General features: G+C 57.9%; 20 protein-coding genes and 1 tRNA gene. 16 read left to right on the plus strand and 5 right to left on the minus strand.

All coding sequences use genetic code 11. The features are described from left to right. Window positions 1-90 precede the first annotated feature (90 nt). The 3 genes from QP904_RS09605 to QP904_RS09615 are packed head-to-tail and all read left to right on the plus strand — an operon-like array spanning window position 91 to window position 3,967. The gene (locus QP904_RS09605; protein ID WP_034655803.1) at window positions 91-1,185 is read left to right on the plus strand and encodes a potassium channel family protein; all 1,095 of its coding nucleotides are present in this window, start codon (window positions 91-93) and stop codon (window positions 1,183-1,185) included. Continuing rightward, complete coding sequence (locus QP904_RS09610; protein ID WP_023020801.1) at window positions 1,186-1,917, plus strand: NAD(+) diphosphatase; 732 nt, start codon at window positions 1,186-1,188, stop codon at window positions 1,915-1,917. It abuts the gene before it with no gap. After that, the gene (locus QP904_RS09615; RefSeq protein ID WP_284835985.1) at window positions 1,910-3,967 is read left to right on the plus strand and encodes an ATP-dependent DNA helicase UvrD2; all 2,058 of its coding nucleotides are present in this window, start codon (window positions 1,910-1,912) and stop codon (window positions 3,965-3,967) included. The genes QP904_RS09610 and QP904_RS09615 overlap by 8 nt, the downstream gene beginning before the upstream one ends. Here the strand turns inward: QP904_RS09615 and QP904_RS09620 are convergent. After that, window positions 3,938-4,831 (minus strand): bacteriocin biosynthesis cyclodehydratase domain-containing protein, encoded by an 894-nt coding sequence (locus tag QP904_RS09620; RefSeq protein WP_023029506.1) that lies wholly within the window; start codon window positions 4,829-4,831, stop codon window positions 3,938-3,940. The two genes, QP904_RS09615 and QP904_RS09620, sit on opposite strands and share 30 nt — an antisense overlap. 61 nt (window positions 4,832-4,892) lie before the next feature. On the opposite strand from QP904_RS09620, the gene QP904_RS09625 reads away from it, so the two are divergent. Then, the gene (locus QP904_RS09625; protein ID WP_023020804.1) at window positions 4,893-5,414 is read left to right on the plus strand and encodes a M48 metallopeptidase family protein; all 522 of its coding nucleotides are present in this window, start codon (window positions 4,893-4,895) and stop codon (window positions 5,412-5,414) included. Here the strand turns inward: QP904_RS09625 and QP904_RS09630 are convergent. Next, window positions 5,411-6,823, minus strand: a complete 1,413-nt coding sequence (locus QP904_RS09630) for a zinc-dependent metalloprotease (protein ID WP_023020805.1) — start codon at window positions 6,821-6,823, stop codon at window positions 5,411-5,413. The genes QP904_RS09625 and QP904_RS09630 overlap by 4 nt on opposite strands. 93 nt (window positions 6,824-6,916) lie before the next feature. Here QP904_RS09630 and QP904_RS09635 point away from each other — a divergent pair, with 93 nt between their 5' ends. After that, complete coding sequence (locus tag QP904_RS09635; RefSeq protein ID WP_284835976.1) at window positions 6,917-7,981, plus strand: YlbL family protein; 1,065 nt, start codon at window positions 6,917-6,919, stop codon at window positions 7,979-7,981. 5 nt (window positions 7,982-7,986) lie between these two features. Here QP904_RS09635 and QP904_RS09640 read toward each other — a convergent pair whose 3' ends face one another. Next, a complete protein-coding gene (locus QP904_RS09640) occupies window positions 7,987-8,649 on the minus strand; it encodes a beta-N-acetylglucosaminidase (protein WP_200288038.1) in 663 nt (220 codons plus the stop codon). A gap of 46 nt (window positions 8,650-8,695) precedes the next feature. Continuing rightward, window positions 8,696-9,232, minus strand: coding sequence for a PPA1309 family protein (locus tag QP904_RS09645; protein ID WP_023020808.1), 537 nt, complete (start codon window positions 9,230-9,232; stop codon window positions 8,696-8,698). A 90-nt stretch (window positions 9,233-9,322) separates the two neighbouring features. Here QP904_RS09645 and QP904_RS09650 point away from each other — a divergent pair, with 90 nt between their 5' ends. The 10 genes from QP904_RS09650 (at window position 9,323) to QP904_RS09695 (ending at window position 19,627) form a co-directional block, all read left to right on the plus strand. Next, window positions 9,323-12,313: a UPF0182 family protein gene (locus QP904_RS09650; RefSeq protein ID WP_200288036.1), complete on the plus strand. Its 2,991-nt coding sequence runs from the start codon at window positions 9,323-9,325 to the stop codon at window positions 12,311-12,313. 154 nt (window positions 12,314-12,467) lie between these two features. Then, window positions 12,468-12,544 (plus strand) — tRNA-Met (locus tag QP904_RS09655). A 362-nt stretch (window positions 12,545-12,906) separates the two neighbouring features. Continuing rightward, entirely contained in the window at window positions 12,907-13,287 is a 381-nt protein-coding gene (locus QP904_RS09660; RefSeq protein WP_023020811.1) for a hypothetical protein, read from the plus strand. Next, window positions 13,280-14,041, plus strand: coding sequence for a hypothetical protein (locus QP904_RS09665; protein ID WP_284835977.1), 762 nt, complete (start codon window positions 13,280-13,282; stop codon window positions 14,039-14,041). Before QP904_RS09660 ends, QP904_RS09665 begins: the two co-directional genes overlap by 8 nt. A gap of 528 nt (window positions 14,042-14,569) precedes the next feature. Beyond that, complete coding sequence (locus QP904_RS09670) at window positions 14,570-15,016, plus strand: ATP-binding cassette domain-containing protein (protein ID WP_023020814.1); 447 nt, start codon at window positions 14,570-14,572, stop codon at window positions 15,014-15,016. Window positions 15,017-15,158: 142 nt separating this feature from the next. Further along, complete coding sequence (locus QP904_RS09675) at window positions 15,159-16,031, plus strand: ABC transporter substrate-binding protein (RefSeq protein ID WP_023020815.1); 873 nt, start codon at window positions 15,159-15,161, stop codon at window positions 16,029-16,031. A gap of 29 nt (window positions 16,032-16,060) precedes the next feature. Continuing rightward, entirely contained in the window at window positions 16,061-16,993 is a 933-nt protein-coding gene (locus QP904_RS09680) for a FecCD family ABC transporter permease (RefSeq protein ID WP_198010448.1), read from the plus strand. Then, on the plus strand, window positions 16,983-17,966 hold the full coding sequence (locus QP904_RS09685) for a FecCD family ABC transporter permease (RefSeq protein ID WP_284835978.1): 984 nt from the start codon (window positions 16,983-16,985) through the stop codon (window positions 17,964-17,966). The genes QP904_RS09680 and QP904_RS09685 overlap by 11 nt, the downstream gene beginning before the upstream one ends. 2 nt (window positions 17,967-17,968) lie before the next feature. Next, the gene (locus QP904_RS09690; RefSeq protein WP_284835979.1) at window positions 17,969-18,781 is read left to right on the plus strand and encodes an ABC transporter ATP-binding protein; all 813 of its coding nucleotides are present in this window, start codon (window positions 17,969-17,971) and stop codon (window positions 18,779-18,781) included. Window positions 18,782-18,805: 24 nt separating this feature from the next. Beyond that, window positions 18,806-19,627 carry a kinesin gene (locus QP904_RS09695; RefSeq protein ID WP_284835980.1) on the plus strand — a complete coding sequence of 274 codons (822 nt, stop codon included), beginning with the start codon at window positions 18,806-18,808 and terminating at the stop codon, window positions 19,625-19,627. A gap of 304 nt (window positions 19,628-19,931) precedes the next feature. Here the strand turns inward: QP904_RS09695 and QP904_RS09700 are convergent, their stop codons facing one another. Next, a complete protein-coding gene (locus QP904_RS09700) occupies window positions 19,932-20,372 on the minus strand; it encodes a DUF1990 family protein (protein WP_284835981.1) in 441 nt (146 codons plus the stop codon). 149 nt (window positions 20,373-20,521) lie between these two features. Between QP904_RS09700 and QP904_RS09705 the strand changes: the two genes are divergently transcribed. After that, window positions 20,522-21,610: a S1 family peptidase gene (locus QP904_RS09705; protein ID WP_284835982.1), complete on the plus strand. Its 1,089-nt coding sequence runs from the start codon at window positions 20,522-20,524 to the stop codon at window positions 21,608-21,610. Window positions 21,611-21,620: the final 10 nt, after the last annotated feature.

Below are 21,620 nucleotides of genomic sequence, written 5' to 3' on the forward strand. Positions count from 1 at the left end.
ATGTGAGCGGTTGCGTAAGCACGCAATCTCTTGAGCAATCATTCGAGACCAGAAAAGGCGGGGCTAGTGGGCAAAAATCGTGCGCGAGCTATGAAGTCGCACTTTAAGAGTCGCTTCTTGCCGCAGGTTGAGCTGTCCTCGCAGCCGGACCACGCGCTCATTGACGTCATTACGGTGCCGAGGGATGAAAATTCCAGCCCGTGGCGTCAGTTGGGCAAGCGTGTGCTGTGGGCTTTAGGCATTGTTGTCTTCGTGACAGTCGTGGTCTATTTGGACGGCGGTGGATATAGCGAGGACATGTCGCTTTTGGATTCCGCCTACTATGCTGCGGTGTCGCTAACTACAGTGGGCTACGGCGATATCGTTCCTGTGTCCCCGCAGGCCAGGTTCATTAACTTAACGCTTATTACACCTGCCCGCCTGATCTTCCTTGTTTTATTGGTTGGCGCGACCTTGTCCGTGCTAACGGATAAGGCCCGACGTACTTTCCAAATCCAGAACTGGAGAAAGCAATTGCGTAACCACACCGTCGTTATCGGGTATGGCACCAAGGGCGCCGGAGCGGTGGCCGCGCTGCTGGCCGATGATGTTCCGTCCTCCCAGATCGTGGTCATTGATACCAACCGTGCCTCCCTAGCTCACGCAGAGCACCACGGCCTAGTCACCATTTTTGGCTCCGGCACAAAGCAAGACGTATTGAAGATCGCTGGGGTAGAGCACGCAAGCTCTATTGTTGTAACCCCATCTACGGACGATACAGCGGTGCTGTGCTGCCTTTCCGTGCGAGAGCTTGCACCCAAGGCCAAGATTGTGGCGTCGGTTCGCGAGTCTGAGAACCGTCACCTGCTGCTGCAATCTGGTGCCGATTCCGTGGTCACCTCCGCTGAGACTGCCGGCCGACTACTGGGCCTAGCTACCGTGACCCCGACGGTGGTGGAGATGATGGAAGACCTGCTTTCACCTAATGAGGGCTTCTCCGTGGCAGAGCGCGCCGTGCGCGAGTTTGAGGTTGGTTCTAACCCACGCCACCTGGCAGATATCGTGCTTGCTGTCCTGCGCAATAATGAGCTGCACCGAGTGGATACCGCGGACGCCTCCGCGTTGAAGCCGGGAGACCGATTGCTGTATATCAAGCACGAGATGGAACAGCCCATTGAGGTCATGGACGATGATGACGAGGACTAAATGTTCCTCCCAGTAACTCCTAGTGGCCTCGTACCGGTTACGGCGGTGGGGGAGCCTGTGCTGGTGAAAGAGGTTCCCGGGGGCGTCGGCAAGCAGGTCGTGGTGGACCTAGGCACCTTGCAGGCATGCTTGGTCTCGGAGGATAGCGCCGGGAAGTTAGGCCGTTTAGAAAGTGCAACCTTCTTTGCAGACCAGCCGGTTATCCTGCAAGCCATCGCGCTTATCCGCAACCGACGCGAACAGCGCTTTGATCCGCGGACCGGACGCCAGCTGGACTACCCGGCGCCGGGAATCGTTGGGCGCGATCCGCACGACGAGAAACGGCTGGTCTTCCCGCGCTTGGATCCCGCCGTCATTGGGCTCATTCGCCTCAGCGGTACAGACCGGATTTTGCTGGCGCGTAATCGCCGCCGCAATAGCTTATTCTCTTTGATCGCTGGTTACGTTGAACCCGGCGAGACTGCGGAGGCAGCCTTTGCACGCGAAGCGCTCGAAGAAACCGGGCGTAGGGTGGACCATATTCGTTATTGGGGCTCGCAGGCGTGGCCACCGAGCGGCTCGCTTATGCTGGGCTTTTGTGCACAAACGGCTGATGTCCACCCCACCTGCCATACTGATGGGGAACTGGAAGAGATCCGGTGGGTGGAGCGCTCCGAGCTGTCTGGGCTTTCGCTTCCTCGTCCGGGTTCAATTGCACACACGATGATTATGGAGTGGTATCATGGTGACTAAGCCGGATTTGTCCCTGCTGGATGAAGATCAGCTGCGCGCGGCCACGGCACCGCGCGGGCCCGTGTGCATCTTGGCTGGCGCGGGTACGGGCAAGACCCGCACTATTACCTATCGCATCGCCAACCTGGTAGACCAAGGGTTTGTGAGCCCGCAACGCGTGCTCGCGGTGACCTTCACGGCGCGGGCAGCCGGAGAGATGCGCGATCGTCTGCGCACAATGGGTGTGGCCGGCGTACAAGCGCAGACCTTCCACGCCGCGGCGCGTCGCCAGCTGAAGTATTTCTGGCCCCAGGTAGCGGGGGACCTTCCGTGGCAGTTGCTGGATAATAAATTCCCGCTGGTCGCTCGCGCGGTGCGTTCGGTGGGGTTGGATAATTCCAAGGATATGATCCGTGACGTCCTAGCGGAGATCGAGTGGGCTAAGTCCGCGCTGGTGAGCGCCGAGGATTATGAGTCTGTGATCGCCACTACGGACCGCAGCGCTCCGGCTGATCCCGCCAAGGTGGCAGAGGCCTTTCGCCGCTACGAACAGTCCAAGGCCACACCGGACATGATGCACCTGGATTTCGATGACCTGCTCATGCACATCGCGGGTGCCATTGAAAATGTGCCGGCAATTGCAGAAACCTTCCGGGAGCAGTATCGCACCTTTGTGGTAGACGAGTATCAGGACGTAACCCCGCTGCAGCAGCGGGTGCTCAATGCCTGGTTGGGCGAGCGTGACGATCTCACCGTGGTGGGTGATGCAAATCAGACCATCTATTCCTTCAACGGCGCCTCCCCGGACTACCTGCTCAATTTCTCCCGCACGTACCCGGATGGCACCGTGGTCAAGTTGCAGCGTGACTACCGCTCGACGCCGCAGGTAACGGACTTGGCCAATCGGGTCATTGGCAAGGCCACAGGGCGTGCAGCTGGCACACGCTTGGAGCTGCAGGGCATGCGCGAGCCTGGTCCGGAGCCCACCTTTAAGGCCTATGAGTCTGAAGAGACTGAGGCCCAGGAGGTTGCCGGCCAGGTTCTCACACTGCTGGATCAGGGCGTGCCGGCCTCTGAGATTGCCATCCTCTACCGCATTAACGCTCAATCGGAGCAGTTTGAGCAGGCGCTTGCTGACGCCGGAGTGGTCTACCAAGTCCGTGGCGGCGAGGGCTTCTTCCGCCGCCCGGAGATCCTAGAGGCCATTCGCGTTCTCATCGCCGCGACCCGTCGTGAGGACTTGCCGGATGATCCGGTGGCAATTGCTCGCGCAGCCTTTGTCGAGTTGGGGCTAAGCGCCACCGAGCCGCAGGGCGCGCAGGCCCGCGAGCGCTGGCAATCCCTCAACGCATTGGTAGGGCTCATCGAGAAGATTGTGGAATCGGCTCCTGGCATAGATCTCAACGGGGTGTTGGGGGAACTGCGCCGGCGCTCCACCGATAAACAGGCCCCAGCTATGGAAGGCGTCACGCTAGCTACTGTGCACGCTGCCAAGGGCTTGGAATGGGATGCGGTGTTTCTCGTGGGGCTGACAGAAAAGCTCATGCCTATCAACCACGCTATCAAGGCGGGCGATGAGCAGATTGAGGAAGAACGTCGTTTGTTCTATGTCGGCATTACCCGCGCCCGCGCGCACCTCGCACTGTCGTGGGCGTTGGCGAAGACCACTGGTTCGCGAGCCTCGCGCGAGCGTACCCGCTTCCTCGATGGAATCGTACCGGCGGCCGAAGACGCCTCTGGCAAGGGGACTCGCTCGCGCCGCCCGAAACGCTGCCGCGTATGTTCAGGTCTGCTGGGAACACCGGCCGAAAAGGTTATCGGCCGCCACGAAGACTGCGAGGGAGGCGGAGATGAAGAGGTCTTTTCTGCCTTGCGCTCGTGGCGTTCCCAGGTTGCGCGCGAGGAAAAGGTGCCGGCCTATGTTATTTTTTCCGATGCCACCCTGCAGTCCATGTCGGAGGAGCTTCCTGCCGATGAGGCAGAAATGCTGTCCATCTCTGGTGTAGGCCCCAGCAAGCTGGAGCGCTATGGCGCCCAAGTACTAGAGGTCATTCGTTCGGTGCGCAGCTAGCCAAGTTGGTTTTCCGCCAAAACATACTGGGCATCGCGGATGCGCAATGATGGTGCGCTGCTGGTGGTGACCGTAGACATCGACTTCCCACTGCTGTCCAGGGCGCGGCTTCGCGGTCGGCGCTCCCGGCGGCAGCGGCCGCCCCATAAGCCGCCGAATGATCACCTGCGTATGTGCCGAGACCGCATCGAGCACCACGGCTTCTGGGGTGCGGCGCACGCGGGGTAATTGGGTGCTGATGATATTCCAGCGCGGGTCCGTATCCACGCGGGACAGGTGCGCACACAGTGGGCATGGGCCTCGGCCCTGCACGCGTACCGGCCCAATGATGCCACGATTGTCCAATAAAGACACCGGAAGCCACGTGGTGTCCGTCCCCGCCAGTGCATTGGCGCAATCCAGCGGGCAGTGCAGCTGGTCTACGGCCAGGACCGGATACATGCCGTCGAGGTCGTGGATATAGGAAAAGATATTGTCGTCCTCTAACGGGATGCGAACTTGGAATCCATCTGCCTCCAGGCGTGCGCGTAAGCCTTGCGCCAGTGCGGATTCTCCCATTAAGACAAGAGTGTCCGATTTCTCTACGGCCTCTTTATAAGGCCAAAGGATGCCATAGTCTAGTGCGTCCTCGATAAGGCTAAGCGCTGCCGCTTCCTCCAGCCCTGCGGCACGTAACCGATGAGACAAATCTTCTGGCCTCACTGGCTCGCGAGCGGTATTGAAGGCCGCCGCGACGGAAAGCGCATTGCCCGTTTCTGCCACACCAACGCGGGTGGCATCCATGCCAAATTGAACCACCGTTTCCTCGCGGCAAAACACTGCGCTGCCCGGCGCCAAAACTACCTGGGTGACACAAGCCCCCACGCCTATACCCCTTTCCCCGATGCATGTGGATTCCATTGCACCACAGGTACAATCACCTGTCATGTCGAGCACGCAGCCCCCCGCACCACAAACCCCAGAGGTCAAAGTCATTCGTTCCGCCAAGCGGAAGAAAACCGTGCAGGCTCGCATGGTCTCCGGGGTACTCGAGGTACGCATCCCCGCCTGGATGTCCGCTCGCGATGAACGCGAGGCAGTGGCGGATATGTTGGCGCGGGTAGAAAAGAAACAGGGCAGTAGCCGCCGCTCGGACGCGCAATTAGAAGAGCGTGCTCGGCGGCTTAACGCGGCTTTCTTAGACAGCCGCGCTACCATCGGCTCTATTCGTTGGGTAAGCAATCAAAATACGCGGTGGGGTAGCTGTACTACCTCCACCGCGAATATTCGGCTGAGCGACCGGCTACAACACGTGCCGGACTATGTGCTGGATTCGGTAATCATTCACGAGCTCACCCACACCTTCATCCCGCGCCACGGGCGGGATTTTTGGCAGTGGGCGGACAGGGCGCCCCACGCTGAGCGGGCGAAGGGCTATCTTGAGGCCTACCAGCGCTGGGGCTGCTAGTTTTCGTCGTCCTCGTTGCCCTTTTCTTTCTGCTCGTCTTGACCATCGGCTTCCCCGGTCTCATCGCCCTGAGTAGCAGAGGAATCCTCACCGTTTTTGAGCATTTCCTCCAGCTTGGCAAACTCTTCCTCAAAGCCCTCATCAGGGCCGTCATCCAATAGGGAGTCGATAAAGGCGGCAGGGTTATCTAGGTGCTCTGCAGTTGGCAGGAAGTCCGGGTGGTCCCACGCCTTATCGCGCTTTTCCGCACCCACGGCAACGGTAGCGCGGCGCCACAACTCAGCGGCCTCAGAAACCTTGGGGGCGTTGAGCTCGATACCAACGACCTTGCTGAAGGCGTTTTCGGCAGAACCACCAGTGCTACGGCGGTGCGCCCATGCCTGGGTTAGCTTCGAGGTGGATGGGATGCGCTCGCCCAGTGCCTCTGTGACGACGTGCTCGGCCCAGCCTTCCACCAATGCTAGTAGGGTTTCTAGGCGAGAGGCTGCCGCAGTGTTCTTGGACGTGATGCGTGGGGAAAGGTCCATGCCTTGCAGCTTGCTCATCGCATCCTGGATTGCCTGGGGATCGCCGGACTCTAGGTTGAGCTCGCGGGTGACTTCCTCCAAGTGGGAGGTGTCAATGACCAGACCGATGGCATATTCCTCCACAGAGGAGACGATGCGCTCTACCAACCACGGCACGTGCTTGAACAGGCGCTGCCGCGCGGCCTCGCGCGCTGCAATATAGACCAGCACCTCTTGGCCAGGAATATTGAGCTCCCGGGCGACCTTCTGAATGGTCTGTGGCAATAGTGCCACGGTATTGGCCGGGGCGATGGGAAGACCGAAATCAGAGCCGGTCAACGCCTGCGCAGCCAAATCACCCAAGGCGTGACCGAGCTGCATGCCAAAGTTCATGCCAGACATCTGACTCATCATCTTGGTCATCGGGCCCATCATCTCGCGGGCTTCTTCCGGCATCGATTCCATCTGGGCATCATTCATATGCTCCGCCACCGGAGTGACCATGCGCTGCCAGGCCGGCATGGTTTCTTCCAACCACTGCTTGGAATCCCACGCCTTGGCCGTGCCGGAGGCGGTGGGCAGGTAGGTGGCGTCATCGAGCCACAGCTCCGCTAGGCGGACGGATTCCTCCACTGCCTTGGTATCGTCCGCGCTCACACCCTTTGACTGGGAGATTTGCTGCAGGGCGATGCGCTTGGCCATGTCGTAGTTAACAGGGCCGGAATTTTCCGGCGAGTTCATAGAAGAGCCCATGCCGGACAGCATCTGACCGAACTGGTTCAGCATGTCACCGAGGCCGCCACCATTAGCGCCGCCGAATGCGCCGAACGGGTTCTGGTCACGACGTCCGTCATTATCGTCGTCATCATTATTGGGGAAAGAAAAACCGAATCCGTTGCTCATGCGTCCTAATCTACCGACACCATCCGGCTAGTTTCCATGATCCCTGCTACGCTGACAGCGAACACGACGGCAAAGGTTGTAGGGTAGTGATTCGTGAATTCTCCTGCTAGCCGTCGCGTCCGCACCATCGCCTGGGGTGCTATCCCCGTCGTCTTAACCGGTGCGTTGGTATCGCTTGACCATATTCCCGGCACCGATGTGTCTTTGACCGTCCCCTATGCTGCCGAAGGCCCAGGCCCCACGGTAGACACATTGGGGGAGGTAGACGGCACCCAGGTCGTTGACGTTCAAGCCCCGAAAACCTATGACACGGATGGTCACCTCAACATGACTACGGTCTCCGTGCGTACCAATATGACCTTGGCCCAGGCGCTGGGACGCTGGATGATGACCGATGACACCATCGTGCCCATCGATACCGTCATCCCGCAGAACATGAGCGATAAAGAAGTAGAAGAGTCCAATAAGCAGGCCTTTACTCAGTCCGAGTCCGCAGCGACTCTGGCAGCCATGGACTACCTGCATTTGCCGGTAAAGATCTCCATCGCAGAGGTGCTGGATAAGGGTGCTGCGCAGGGCAAACTGAAAAAAGATGATGTCATTACCGCCGTGGCGGGCAAGGAAGTCTCGCAGCCGGGTGAGGTTCAAGACATCATCAAGGAAAAGAGCCCCGGCGATAAGGTCACGATGACCGTGGAGCGTGGCGGCAAAAAGCACGAAGAAGAAATAGAGCTAGGGGAGAACCCCCACCAGAAGGGGCAGGCGATGCTGGGCATCGCCATGCTCTCGGTCCCTAAAGACGATATAGAGGTCACATACAACCTGCAGGATATCGGTGGTCCATCCGCTGGCATGATGTTTACCCTGGCGGTCATCGATAAGCTCAGCGAAGAAGACCTCACGGGCGGCAAATTTGTGGCCGGTACCGGCACCATTCAAGAAGATGGCAAGGTGGGCCCCATCGGCGGCATCCAACATAAAATCGCCGCCGCCCACGCAGCCGGCGCGGAACTCTTCCTGGCGCCACAAGATAATTGCTCCGAAGCCGCGGCGAGCGACCACGGGGACATGCCCATCGCGGAAGTGTCCAACCTGGATGAAGCGGTATCCACGATGAAAGACTTCGCGGACGGCAAGGAAATTAAAACCTGCCAATAAGCGGCCTACTTAGCTAGGCCCAGTTCCTTGATCTTCTCTTCCGGATCTTCCTGGTCTGAGGAGATCATCTGCTGCATGACCATGCCTTCTTTATTGTCCACCACGGTAATAACCGCCGTGGTGCCCAGCGTGGACCAGCCCACAACGCGGTCGCCGCTATCCTCAATGACCTGCGAGCTGCGCAGCTCAGTAAGCACCTGCGTGGTCTGCTTTGCCTTGGAGTGTGAGCGGAAGAACTGGAACTGGCCTACCTTCGGCCCAGAGCAGTTATACGAGTCATCCCCGCCCGTGGAATCGCAGCGATCGAAGTGCGCGAAAAGCTCTTGCGGTGCCACGGGCGCGAAGATGTCATAGGCCTTGGACACAGACTTTTCCATTTTTTCGCTCCCAGGCTCTGTGCTTTCCGACGCCGCCTCCGAGCTCGCCGCCGCACTCGACTCGATGCTGGATTCAGCGGCGGACTTGGAGCTGGATGCGGTGCTGGTTTCCTCAGTGGCATCCGCCGCAGTGGGAGCGGACTCGGCGCTGGCAGTGGTGGTATCTACGGGGACGTCGGCAGGCGCGGCATCATCCGAGGAACAGCCGGCAGCGCTCACGCCTACCCCCAGCAGGAGTGCTGCTGCGGTAGCGCGGGTAGCGGTCAGGCGAGTGAGAGTAAAGCGTCGCACGGTAGGAAACTGCTCCTTAGTCGCAAGCGAGAATTGTCTTTCCAGTCTAATCTAGTTCATCCGGGTCCTGGCTCAGCCCATAGCGCAGGGCCGCGATAATCCCGGGTGCTACCTGGGGGCCGCCGCGCAGCTGGATGTCATCCTCCGCGAATGGCCCGGCTGCTTCCAACTCCTCTTCGGTGGGGCGCAGCTGCAGCAATGTGGTTTCAATCCCTTCCTCACGCAGCGCACCGGAAAACAGGCGCGCCGGGCGAGGGGAGGGGTCCTCGCTGGAGGTATCGCGGAACCTAATCTCTTGGGCCAGGATGACGCCGGCCACCTCCCGCGGCCAAGCCAAGCGGGAGACATAGTCGGCCAACTGCTCAGAACCGGGCTCAATGTTTTCAGGCACATTATCCTGCACGATAAGGGTAAGCGGCGCCGCATCTTCCTCATCGAGGGCGGCAAGCTGGTCTGCTACCAAGTGGGTAGGAACGAGCGCGAAGATAGTGGGGCGGGCGTCCCAGCCCTCTGCATGGACGAATTCCACGGCTTCGGTCATCGCGCGGTTTAAAGCTGGCTGTGATAATTCGGGGGAACTCATAAACATCCTTATTCGTTATCTGTGTATTGCTTCCTTAAGCTGGAAGAAGTCTACAGGTTTTAAATTCGCACTATTTGATTGGAGCTGGCGTTGTCCTTAGGGTCATCCACACCAGCCGCCCCGTTGAAGCGGCCCCCGCGGGTCGCGACAATCATTGCGGCCATCATTGCCCTCCTTTTGTTCATCGGCCCCATGTTTGTGGGCCTGTACACGGATTGGAGGTGGTTTGGTGCGATTGAATACCGGAACGTCTTCACCACCGCGATTATTGCGCGGATAGTGCTCTTTATCATCTTCGGCTTCATCGCCGCTGCCGTGGTGTGGGCCGCGGGCTTCTTTGCCTGGCGCGGGCGTCCGGATTCGCTCGACCTTGGGGACTTGAACTCGCCGGTGTATCAGTACCGCAAGTCCATTGAAAAGTCTATGGGCGTCTTCTTCAAGGTCATCCCCGCCATCGTGGGCATCATTGCCGGTTTCATCGGCCAGGCTAATTGGCGCACGGTCCTGCTATTTTTAAACGGCCAGGAATTCGGCCAACAGGACGCCCAGTTCCACCACGACCTAGGCTTCTATGCCTTCACGTTGCCGGTTTTGAAGATGGTGGTCAGCACCCTATCTATCCTGTTGATTTTGGCGTTCCTCATCGCGCTTTTCGGTCACTATGTGCTGGGTGGCATCCGCATTGGCAATAAGGCCGCAGGAGTTCGCGGCTCCATTTCCCACTCGGCTCGCCTGCAGCTGGCGATTACTGCCGGCCTGTGGATGGTTGTTCAGGTCATCGGCTACTGGTTGGAGCGCTACGAGCTCCTATATGCCCAGCACGATCTCTTTACCGGTGGTTCCTATACCGATATTCATGCCTACCTGCCGGCGAAAATCATCTTGATGATCATTGGCGTCTTTGTGGCGGTGGCGTTGTTTATGGCCATCGTCATTAAGGACCTGCGCATCCCGGGTCTGGCCGTGGTGTTGATGTTGCTGTCCTCGCTGGTTATCGGCCAGGCATGGCCGCTGCTGATGGAACGTTTTTCCGTGCAGCCAAACCGTCAGGCAAAGGAAGAAGAATCCATCGCCCGCAATATTGAGGCCACGCGCTATGCCTATGGGCTTACCGATGACCACGTCACCTATGAAGACAACTGGGGTGGGGACGAGGTCTCTGATGACAAGGTGGCTTCTGATAACGCCACCATCAATAACCTCCGCCTGCTGGATCCGGAGATTCTTTCTCCTACCTTCACCCAGATGCAGCAGCTGAAGAATTTCTACGGCTTCCCAGAGACGCTATCGATGGACCGCTATGAGATCGATGGTAAGAAGCGTGACTTCGTCGTTGCTGCGCGCGAGCTGGATCCAAATGAGTTGCGGGAGAATCAGTCCGACTGGATTAACCGTCATACCGTCTACACCCACGGCAATGGCTTTGTGGCAGCGCAGGCCAATAAGGTCGATGAGGTAGCCCGCGATGCGGGCTCTGCCCGCGGAGGCTTCCCCATCTTTACCGTTTCTGATCTGCAGACCCAGGCCGGTGAGTCGGAGGGCGAAGGCGAAACCCAAGACGCCGAGAAGTCTCTGGGCATCAAGGTAGACCAGCCGCGCATCTACTATGGCCCGGTTATTGCTGGCGCTGCCGATGGCATGGATTACGCCATTACCGGCAAGACTGGCGATAACCCGGTGGAATATGACACCGATAGCTCCACCTATACCTATGACGGCAAGGGTGGCGTCGGCATTGGCAATATCTTCGACCGCACTATGTACGCCGCCAAGTACCGCGAGCTGAACTTCTTGCTTTCTGACCGCGTCGGCAGCGAGTCAAAGCTCCTCTACGACCGCGACCCGCGCGAGCGCGTGGAAAAGGTTGCTCCGTGGCTGACCACCGATTCTGCTACCTACCCGGCCGTAGTGGATGGCCGCCTGAAGTGGATCGTCGATGGCTATACCACTTTGGAGTCCTTGCCTTATTCCCAGCGCGCTTCGCTTTCCGACGCCACCCAGGACACCCTCAATCCTGATGGCACGACCCAACGCCTTGTCAATGACAAAGTGGGCTATATCCGTAACTCGGTAAAGGCCACCGTCGATGCCTATGACGGCAGCGTGGATCTCTACGAGTTCGATAAGAATGACCCAGTGCTCAAGGCTTGGGAGGGAGTCTTCCCGGACGTCGTCAAGCCAGAGGCAGAAATCTCTGACGAGCTACGCCAGCACTTCCGCTATCCGGAAGATATGTTCAAGGTGCAGCGTGACCTGCTGGCGCGCTACCACGTGGATGACCCGAATGTATTCTTCAACAACGATGCCTTCTGGTCCGTGCCGAATGACCCCACTGCGGAGGAATCTCGCCAGCTCAACCAGCCGCCTTACTACGTGATGGCCGCAGATCCAGAGACCGGCAAGCCCAGCTTCCAGCTGACGACCTCTTATCGCGGCTTGAACCGCGAGTTCCTGTCCGCACACATGGCTGTCTCCTCCGATCCGGAAACTTATGGCGATATCACCGTGCGGGTGCTGCCGACCAATACGCAGACTCAGGGCCCGAAGCAGGCGCAGGATGCGATGATGTCTTCTGACCAGGTCGCCCGAGACCGCACCCTGTGGGAAGGCACTAACGACTTGCACAACGGTAACCTGCTGGCCCTGCCAGTAGGTGATGGCGAAATCCTGTACCTTGAGCCGATTTACTCGCAGCGCAAGGACCAGGCCTCTGCCTTCCCGAAGCTGCTGCGCGTACTCGTGTCCTATAAGGGCCGCGTAGGCTACGCCCCCACTATCGGTGATGCCCTTGAACAAGTTGGAATCGATGCCAAGGCTGCTCAGAATATTGAGGAAGTCGACGGCGATTCTGGCGAAAAGACCGACACCAAGGACGACAAGAATAAGAAGGATGCCAAGGAAGATAAGCAGTCGGCCCCAGCCTCCGCTCCTTCCTCTTCCGACCAGGCAGGCGCCATCGATGACATCAACAAGGCTTTGAAGGGCCTAGAGGATGCTCGCGATGGTTCCTTCGAGGAATACGGCCGCGCCCTGGATGAACTCGATAAGGCAGTTGAGTCTTATCAGAAGACGGAAAAGTAGTTCTTTCACTCTTTAAAAGCAGCGATTAAGGCACCTGCCCAGCGGATTTGGGTAGGTGCCTTTCCCTATGTATAGTTACATGAGTCGCCAGGACAGAGCGAATACACTTAGTGTTAACGTACTGTTCAAGCGCAGATGATGGAAGTCATCTCGACGCGGGGTGGAGCAGCTCGGTAGCTCGCTGGGCTCATAACCCAGAGGTCGTAGGTTCGAATCCTGCCCCCGCTACCAACTTCCGGGCCCCTACCAGTGGAAACGCTGGTAGGGGTCTCTTTCGTTTTATGCTGAAATCGCCATTTGGTGCACTAGTCTCAAAATCCTGCACCGCGCAATCCCGCAACCGGATCTGCGCTTCACAAAGAGATCACTGCAGCACAACGACGCGGATATGATGATTTTGCCAAGAATTTCGGTCCTGACGTCGATACCTATACTCGGAACGAAGTGAGAGCCATCGAGGTAGAGGCGCACACCTCGGTCGGATTCAGCCAATCTGAAGCGGAAGCACTAACCGATTATGGTATCGAGAAGCTCAAGCAACAAGGCTTGTCTCAACCTACAAATATCCCGTGGAACCCTGGAGTGTTATAAGAGTGTTAACGCAGCCCACCAACGAACAGCTGACGCAATTTCAATCGGACCTCGAAGACATCGTCACGCCAACCATGGAACAGCTTCACACGCGAATCCAGGAAACAGGGCCCCTGTCATCTGATGACGCAATCAGATTCGTTGCAGATATCACTGCGCTGACAATATTCGAGCTGGCCGAGCGACTTGACGGAAACGCTGACAAACCCGGCGCCCTCAGCTACAGGTTCGCTGCAGCAGAAGGGGAAGAAGTGCGCCTGCCTGCCGAAGTGCTCAGCGCCATCACCGGATGGCTTTCCGCTCCACAGGATCGAAACCCCCTCGCCGGGAAGATCAGCCACCCGTACCCCTTCGACTTTTACGGAGCGAAAGACTATGCATAGCGATTCCGCACTGCTGCTCATCGGACGACTGTATGCGAAAGTTTACGACCAATCCATGGACTCGGATGCCGCTGAGCACCTCCACCACCTGCTGAGCAATATTCATGACACCACCGCCATCGATGAGGCCATCTACGCCTACCAAGGCGAAATACTCGGCATCCTGCTGGATTCAGTGAATCAGTCCGACTCGCTCGAGTTGTACACGGCGAGTACGTCGCAGCGCGAGTCTCTTAACTTGGCCATCACCGCCCTCGAAGATACACCTCAGTCTATGGTGGCACTCGACGCAATTGCGCAGTTGGCGCAGGTTGAACCACCAGCTCCCGGCCAAGCCAAAATCGACATCTCCACGGAAAATCTCTCGAGCGACGCCCGAAAACTTTCAGCGCTCGGCCTCCACCAGGGCATCGCCATTTCGGTCCCGCATTTGGGCATTCCGATCTTGGAAGGCGACGAAACCACTGACATCTCCACCTCGTCTACCGTATTGGGCGAGCAACGTTACGCCTCTGCCAAAGCCGTACCCAAGTGGCTGACTCACTTGTCGGAGGCTCCGTCCGCTAGCTTCGTTACGTACCAGAATTCGCACGGCGAGACCCTCCAGGTCAAGTTTAATGCCAAGGGAAACTACTTCCCGCTTCTTCTCACGAACCATAACGGAGACCGCCGCCTCGACAAACTACCGTCCGCGAGACAAGCCGAAAACCACATCGTGGCCTGGCTAGACAATTCACAATCACCGATCATCTAGCTGCCACTCAAAAGCGGTTTGGGTCTGTTTACTTTGGAGATAGAAAACTGGGGCCTGACCCCCCGACGTGTCTAATTTCCGGGGTCAGGCCCATGAATGTCATGCGCAGGCTAAAAACGGTGGCCTGATTAAGATAAACTGATTGGTAAGGAATTTGTTGTGAAAGAAAGAACGATCATTCCGGGAATACTTTTTGGAATTGTCTTGGGCGTCGCAACCCTTTATGGCGGAGTGCTCCTGTCCACATGGCTTCCAATACCTTTCGTCTTCTATGGGCTACCTCTACCTTCATTGGTGGTGTTGGGTGTATTAGCCATATCTGTCTACATGTTGAAAAAGGATCGGCTTAGCGACCGATCATGGCGTGCTTTTGCCTTCACATTCGCCGCGGCTTTCGTCGTATCAGCGTTCTTATGGGTGAGCACCATTTCTGGCTATGGAAACTTCGCATAGCCTATAGATATGGAACCGTTGTAAGGCCAATGACAGTTAGCCCCTCTAGATTGATGAACTGCTCCCCATTCGCCGATGAGGGCCATTTTCGTTTTCTTCGGCGGCCAGCGGCAATGGGCACGGCTTGCACTGGCTCTGGCTCAGGGCGCGCCGGTGCCGCTGCTCGACGAGCCTACGACCTTCCTTGATCCCGCCCACGCGATTAGTGTTTTGGAGCTCGTTCGCAAGCAAGCCCGCGCTGGTAAGACAGTCGTTGTTGTGCTGCACGACCACATGTTGGCTGGTCAGTACTCCGACACCAGGGCGGTTATGAACAACGGCGAGGTCATAGCCCGGGGGACTCCCAAGGAAGCACTGCGGAAGGATATTTTAGCCGCAGCCTACGGTATCGATGTAGAAATCTGGGACGATCCTTTCAGCGACGCCCCCCGTCATCGTTTCCCGCGCTGTGCTCAAGGGCTAGAGCATTCGAAAGATGAACACCAAAGACCGCAGTTTGGAGTTCGTTCGCAGAGGCTGTAGATGATCGTGGCTAGAGCGGATTTCGGTTTCCGCTCCTCACCGCTATCCCTCATGGAACTCATCCTGTGGCTGCATGGTCCGTCATGGAGAGGGAAGCAATCAGGCTCTAGACAGTAAACCCTTATAAAGCTAAGGTAAGCCTATGCAAAAGAGAGACTTCATGAATGTGCGTGCAGTTATCGCACTTGTAGCCACCCTAGCCCTAGGCGCAGGCCTTGTTGCGTGTTCTTCTGATTCTTCTCAGGGACCGGGTGAAGATAGGAAAATCGAGCGAGTTGTGGCGCTCGATTGGCGCTATGAGGAAATTCTCAAGGCCCTCGATGTGGACCCAGTGGGAATCGTGGAAATCGGCAAGTCGGAGGCACCAACTACGTTGAAGGGACAGTTAGGTCAGGCGACCTCCGTGGGCCAAGCCAAGCAGCCGAACCTAGAAGTTATCCAGTCTTTGGAACCAGATCTGATTTTGGCTAGCCCTACCCGTCAAGCTGATATCATGCCGCAACTGGAAGAGATTGCGCAGACGGAATCCTACCCAGATGAAACTTACTCGGACGTGCTGGACTCGATGGATGAGATCGCGGCCAAACTCGGCAAAGAGGAAAAGGCTAAAGATGTCCGTCAGCGCATCGAGGACAAGATTGCTCAGACCAAGGACACGGTAAAGCCGGGTAGTCGTGCTGTCGTGGCTGGCTGGTCCAGCGAGATGCTCTATACCTGGGTCAACCCCTCTTTCTCTCAGTCGCTACTGAGTAAAGTGGGCTATGACTATGCCTTCGAAGGCGAGAAGTCTTCTATCGAATCTAAGACTGATGTAGCGGAACTGACCGGCGATAAGCTCCCTGGAATGAAGGCTGACCGAGTCTTTATGTACAAGGACGTCGAAGCGTTTAAAAAGACGCCCTATGCCAAGGGCAGCGGTGACATCGTAGAGGTAGACCAAGATATCTGGTCGCGCGCCCGCGGGCCATTATCTGCCGAGCATATGCTCGATGACATTATCGCCGCTGAAAAGTAGTGGCACCTCGAACTAAAGCCAGCGTCTGCTTGGTCCTTGCAACCGCTGCCGCTGCCTTTGTGTGGTGGTGGCGGCTCCGCCATGTTCAGGTGCCAGTTGATACCCCGTGGTTAGAAGAAGAGCTGCATAGCGTGGCTTTTGACCGTCTCCTTGCTACCACGGTGGTCGGTATTGCACTAGGTGTAGGTGGGTTATTGCTGCGCACGGCAACCGCGAATCCGCTCGCCGATCCGTCCATCACTGGTGTGAACTCCGGTGCGGCACTCGGTGCAGTCGCAACCGCAATGTTTTTAGGAAGCGAAACCTCGAGCGTTGACCAGCTGCCCGGTGCGCTGCTGGGTGCGGGGATTGCTGTGGGGGTGACGGTGGGCGTCGGCAAGAGCGGTGCGATCCAGCGCATGGTTCTGGTTGGCGTTGCCGTTTCCTCGCTGTGTAGCGCCTTGACCTCCATTTTCCTGGTGGTGGATGAAGCTCAACTGGCGACGGTGATGTCGTGGCTTTCTGGCCGGCTTGCCGGTGTACGCCTAAGCGATATTATGCCCGCGCTGATCGCTGTGCTGGTCGTGGTTCCCTTGACTTTAGTCGGTGCGAAAACGCTGGACTTGCTCGTAGCTGGCGATGCCGTGGCCGGTGCTGTGGGGGCGAAGCCGGAGCGCATTCGGTTGGCCGCCATTGTGGCGGCGGTAGTGCTCGTTGCTCCTTCGGTAGCCGCAACCGGGCCGATTGGATTTTTGGGGCTGATGGCCGCGACCGTAGCGTGGCGGGTGTGCGGCCCGCACCATCGCATGGGGCTATGTGTGGCTGGAATTGTAGGAGCAGCGGTGCTTCTGGTGGCCGACTCGGTTGGGCAGGCAATCTGGGCGCCAGCCGAGACCCCAGTGGGCATCGTGACTTCTTTGGCTGGTATGCCCTTAGTGCTGTGGTCCGTCCATGCGCTAGGGAGGAGGAGACATGCGGCATAAGAGAATTGTAGGGGTTCTAGTAGGACTCATCCTGGCGTTGATATTGAGCGCAGTTATCGGCATGGGCGTCGGTGCGGTGATGAAATCGCCGGGCGAGGTGACCACTGGCTTCTTCACCGGAGATCCGCTCATATGGAAGTACCGCGCACCGCGGATCTTGGTGGGTATTTGCGCGGGCAGTGCCATGGCTGTTTCTGGCTGTATATTGCAATCCGCGCTACGCAATCCCTTGGCCGCACCAGATACGGTGGGTATTACCTCCGGCGGTGGGCTCGCGGCCGTTGCGGTACTTATGGGAGCAGGCGCCCTGCCGGCCCACCTGCTGACCTTTATCGCCTTTATCGGCGCGTTGGCTGGAACTGGGTTGGTTCTCCTTCTCGCCGGACGCGGGGCAAGCGATCCGGTGCGCCTGCCCCTTACCGGGGTGGCGGTATCTTTTGGGCTGGGTGCCATCACCGAATTGCTCCTGGTGCGCGCCGCGCCAGAGGCAGGAGCGGCCATGACATGGCTGAAAGGTTCGCTTTACGCCCGCTCGCTTGGCGACGCCACTATTGTCGCCCCCTTTATCCTTCTCGCCCTAACCGCCGCGATGGTGGTGGCAAAACACCTGGATATGCTCGCACTGGATGATTCCACCATGGCCGGCATTGGAGTGAACGCCAAGATGTGGCGCCTAATAGCAATAGCTTTGGCCGTTATCCTCGGCGCAGCGGGAGTCGCCGCGGCTGGGGTCTTGGGCTTCGCCGGGCTCATCGTCCCACATGCTGCCCGCTTGATGGTTGGTTCGAACCTGCGCCGGCAAATGCCCGTGGCGGCCCTAGGCGGCGCGACCCTCGTGACTGTATGCGATACGTTCGGTCGCTGGGCCTTCGCCCCCACGGAAATCCCCGTTGGCGCGCTCATCGCGCTGATTGGCGCACCCTATTTCATTTTCCTATTGACTAGGCTAACCCGAGTGCGAAATGGAGGCTAGACATGACATTGACATGTAGCGGATTGACCGTGGGTTACGGTGGTCCCGATGTGGTCAAAGATGTAAATCTCCGCTTATCTAGCGGTCAAGTAACGGCTCTGATCGGGCCGAATGGCTGCGGCAAATCGACGCTTCTCAAAACATTGGGGCGCCAACTTACGCCCAGCGCAGGCGCGGTGTACCTCGCGGACCAAAAAATTAGTGAGTATTCCTCGCGTGCCTTTGCCCGTGAAGTTTCTTTTCTGCCACAACACCCTGCGGCTCCGGAAGGGGTACTAGTGCGCGACGTTATCGGCTACGGCCGCTATCCCTATACAGGGGCGCTAGCGACGATGCGGGCCGGAGATCATGCAGCGGTTGAGCGTGCTGCCTCGCGTGCTGGGGTGAGCGACCTTCTCGACGTCCCTGCTGCAGACCTTTCCGGCGGTCAACGCCAGCGTGTTTTCCTCGCCATGACCTTGGCCCAAGAAACACCAATTACCTTGCTTGACGAGCCGACTACTTACCTCGACCCTGCGCACCAACTGTCCATCTTGGAGCTCATCCGAGACCTCAATGGTGCCGGGACCACAGTGGTCATGGTGGTCCACGATATGGTCCATGCTGCGCGTTACGCCGATCGACTCGTAGCCATGCGTGAGGGGCGCATTGTGGCCGAAGGGCCTACCGAGGAGGTGATGACCGCTGAACTCGTACGCGAAACCTTCCAAGTTGAGTGTTTAGAGATGACTGATCCAACCACCGGTAGACGCTTTCCTATCCCCATTTCCGTGCACGCTCCTGAACTTTCTGGAACCCTAGAAGGAAGAAGATAAATCTATTAAAAGGAGTAAGTAGCAATGGCAAACGATCTAGGCCACGAGGTCGACTTGGACCGTAACGAATACAAGTACTTAGCTTCTGAGGATTCTGTGTCTTCAGCTGCTAAGTCTGACAAGTCCTCCGGGGCGGCTGCGGGTGTCGCTGCTGGTGCAGCTGCTGCGGGCGCCGCAGGTGCTGCCGGCCTGTCCAAGCCGGTCGGTAAGCCATCTGCGGACGGAGATGAGCCCACCGCAAGCAAGTATGAGCCGCAGAACCACGTTGTCGCTGGTGCGGAGGAAGAACATGTTGGCAAGGCCGCAGAGCAGCCGGACCTGCAGGAAGCATTGGATGAGAACAACGCGGACTATGCACCGAGCCAGCACATCGTAGGTGAGGCAAAGGAAGAGCACATTGGTTCTGCCCCACAGCAGCCGGACCTGCAGGAAGCGCTGGATGAGAACAACGCGGACTATGCACCGAGCCAGCACATCGTAGGTGAGGCGAAGGAAGAACACATTGGTTCTGCCCCACAGCAGCCAAACATTGATCTGGAAGCCTCGGGCGAGACCCCAACCTCTGTCAATGATCTGGATGTAGATCCAGAGATGTCTGGCGATGACCGAGACGAAGCAGATGACGTCACCGGCGAGGCTGGCAATGAGCGTTTGGACCAGCTGAAGGGGAAGGCATCGGAGGCAGGTAGCGCCGTAGGTGATGCCTTCCAGCGTGCTAAGGGCTTTGTGGAAGATAAGGCTCACGAGTACCAAGAAGAGACCACGAAGAAGGGCGGATTCTTCGATCGCGTCAAGGGCGCTGTTCGTGACGCACGCGAATCCATCGAGGATAAACGCAAGAATTAGATCCACGTTTTCTTCGGATTAAAGGGCCGTCTCCTTACAGGGAGGCGGCTTTATTTGATCGAAATATACTCGGCATTCATCCGATCTTTTGTGGATACCGTAGAGGAAAAAGTTCTCTTAACGTGATGGGGGAGAAGAGGTTGCACCCTTAGTAGAGGATCCACAGGTGCTGCTTGTCGACGAACTCACGGCTGTCCTAAGCCGCTGCCGCTCCCAGCATGACCTGATGTTCAATTCCTGGTGAGCACCACAAAAGGTAGAACGGACAGCTTAAAGGCGAGATGAATGCGGCTATCGTTGCCGCTTAGTCCAGCGCGTGGAGATATAGCCTGCTGATAAGCAGGCGCCTCGGCACGTCCACAAGGGGGCACAGGAAGGGTAGGAAGGGCTCTGAGGCGGCGTCGATAAGCAACACCGTGCGACCATCGCGCAGACGCTCAAGGGTGAAGGTCTCCTCGCCGCGCTCGAGGTGTCCAGGGAGGGTGCCATAGGTGAATCCGCAGCGGCCGTCTTCGTGGAAGACATCGACAACCCGGCAGCGAAAATTCAATGGCCCCAAGCCGAGGGTAACCTCCGCGCCCAGCTCCACTACCTCATGGGTCGGGCGGACACGGAAAAGACCGCTGCGTTGTACTGACCAACGGAAAAGTCGGTGTGCGGCGGCGTCAAAGTCAGCATCGATAACCCGCGACATATGCAGCTGTGGAAAGTCGGAGACATCAGAATAGGACAGCGGTGTGGGCATGTTCTCCATGATAGGGGAGGGGTGATCACCCCCGAAGTCTGGAAGAAATATAACGGCTTGGACACAGTCACACGAGTTTGCTGTTTCCACAATTCTTTCGTGCCACTATCGAGCTTGCACGATGTTGACAACTGAAAGTAGGTACCTTGATGCTTCGCATTCCGCACCTTAAGAAAGTCCTGGTGGGCTCGGCTTTCGCTGGTGCGTTTTTCCTGGGTTCCCCGGCCGCAGGCGCCCAGGAATTGCCCCAACCGGATTTCGACTCCGCAGGGATTATTAACCAGGTCCGCGATAACCTAGCGGGGGTCGGCATCCAGACCCCGCAGGTGGATAAGAATGTTACCGATGCCGTGGATTCCTCTGTGCGCAACGCGCAGCAAGCCGTGCAGCAGAACCTGCAGCAAGGACAGTACGCGGAGCCGATGACTAATCCGAATCCCATCGGTCTAGCGGAGCAGGCTACCCAGCCGGAGTTTAAACCGAAGGGAACCAATCCGAACTATAAGTGGAAAAACGATGGATTTTCCAAGGTAGCCGCCGGAAAGCCACAGGCTGATTACGTCCTGCACCGTGTGCCGGGTTCCATGTTTGATGCCCCACGCATTCCAGAAGAGTCTGTTGCAGCCATGAATCAGGGTGAGTCCCTCTATGGTCCAGGCACCCCGCTCTACGTCAATGACAAGACGATGTGCACTCTGACCGCGGCAGGCAACGATAATGGTGGCCGCAAGGTGGGTCTTACCGCCGGGCACTGCGGCAATGTGGGCGATTCAGTTACCTCCGCTGATTCGGAGCAAATCGGCCCGACGGGCACCGTGGTGTCCAAGAACGAGGACTTGGACTACGCCGTTATTGAGTTCGGCTCCAAGGCTAAGGTGTCCCGTTCCTACAATGGCGTAACTGTCAATGAACTAGGCGGTGGCGTCAAACCGGGCCAGCAGGTGTGCAAGCAGGGCGTTGCCACCGGCAAGACCTGCGGTATTACCTATCAGCAGGCAAAGAAGATTCAGGTAAACCAAGTCTGCGCCATGATGGGTGATTCTGGTGCGCCGTTGCTCGTCAATGGCCGCCTCATTGGTTCCATTTCCGGTGGATTCCTGCCGGTGAATTTCCCGTGCCGTACCCCATTGCAGGGGCCGGTTCATAACCCGACCGCTGCCACCAATATGGATGCGGTCTTGGCGGATATGAACCGCCGCGGTGGCGTAGGTGCCGGTTTCACGCTGCCTGAAGACTAGCTGTACTGAG

It is taken from the genome of Corynebacterium nasorum, from assembly GCF_030229765.1.
Classification (GTDB): domain Bacteria; phylum Actinomycetota; class Actinomycetes; order Mycobacteriales; family Mycobacteriaceae; genus Corynebacterium; species Corynebacterium kefirresidentii.

Bases quoted from the DNA above. Each gene is read 5' to 3' on its own strand.
- QP904_RS09690 (WP_284835979.1), top strand. From the start codon at position 17,969: ATGACATTGACATGTAGCGGATTGACCGTGGGTTACGGTGGTCCCGAT.
- QP904_RS09645 (WP_023020808.1), bottom strand. From the start codon at position 9,232: ATGAGTTCCCCCGAATTATCACAGCCAGCTTTAAACCGCGCGATGACC.
- QP904_RS09685 (WP_284835978.1), top strand. From the start codon at position 16,983: ATGCGGCATAAGAGAATTGTAGGGGTTCTAGTAGGACTCATCCTGGCG.
- QP904_RS09625 (WP_023020804.1), top strand. From the start codon at position 4,893: ATGTCGAGCACGCAGCCCCCCGCACCACAAACCCCAGAGGTCAAAGTC.
- QP904_RS09675 (WP_023020815.1), top strand. From the start codon at position 15,159: ATGCAAAAGAGAGACTTCATGAATGTGCGTGCAGTTATCGCACTTGTA.
- QP904_RS09695 (WP_284835980.1), top strand. From the start codon at position 18,806: ATGGCAAACGATCTAGGCCACGAGGTCGACTTGGACCGTAACGAATAC.
- QP904_RS09610 (WP_023020801.1), top strand. From the start codon at position 1,186: ATGTTCCTCCCAGTAACTCCTAGTGGCCTCGTACCGGTTACGGCGGTG.
- QP904_RS09605 (WP_034655803.1), top strand. From the start codon at position 91: ATGAAGTCGCACTTTAAGAGTCGCTTCTTGCCGCAGGTTGAGCTGTCC.
- QP904_RS09665 (WP_284835977.1), top strand. From the start codon at position 13,280: ATGCATAGCGATTCCGCACTGCTGCTCATCGGACGACTGTATGCGAAA.
- QP904_RS09700 (WP_284835981.1), bottom strand. From the start codon at position 20,372: ATGCCCACACCGCTGTCCTATTCTGATGTCTCCGACTTTCCACAGCTG.
- QP904_RS09670 (WP_023020814.1), top strand. From the start codon at position 14,570: ATGAGGGCCATTTTCGTTTTCTTCGGCGGCCAGCGGCAATGGGCACGG.
- QP904_RS09705 (WP_284835982.1), top strand. From the start codon at position 20,522: ATGCTTCGCATTCCGCACCTTAAGAAAGTCCTGGTGGGCTCGGCTTTC.
- QP904_RS09630 (WP_023020805.1), bottom strand. From the start codon at position 6,823: ATGAGCAACGGATTCGGTTTTTCTTTCCCCAATAATGATGACGACGAT.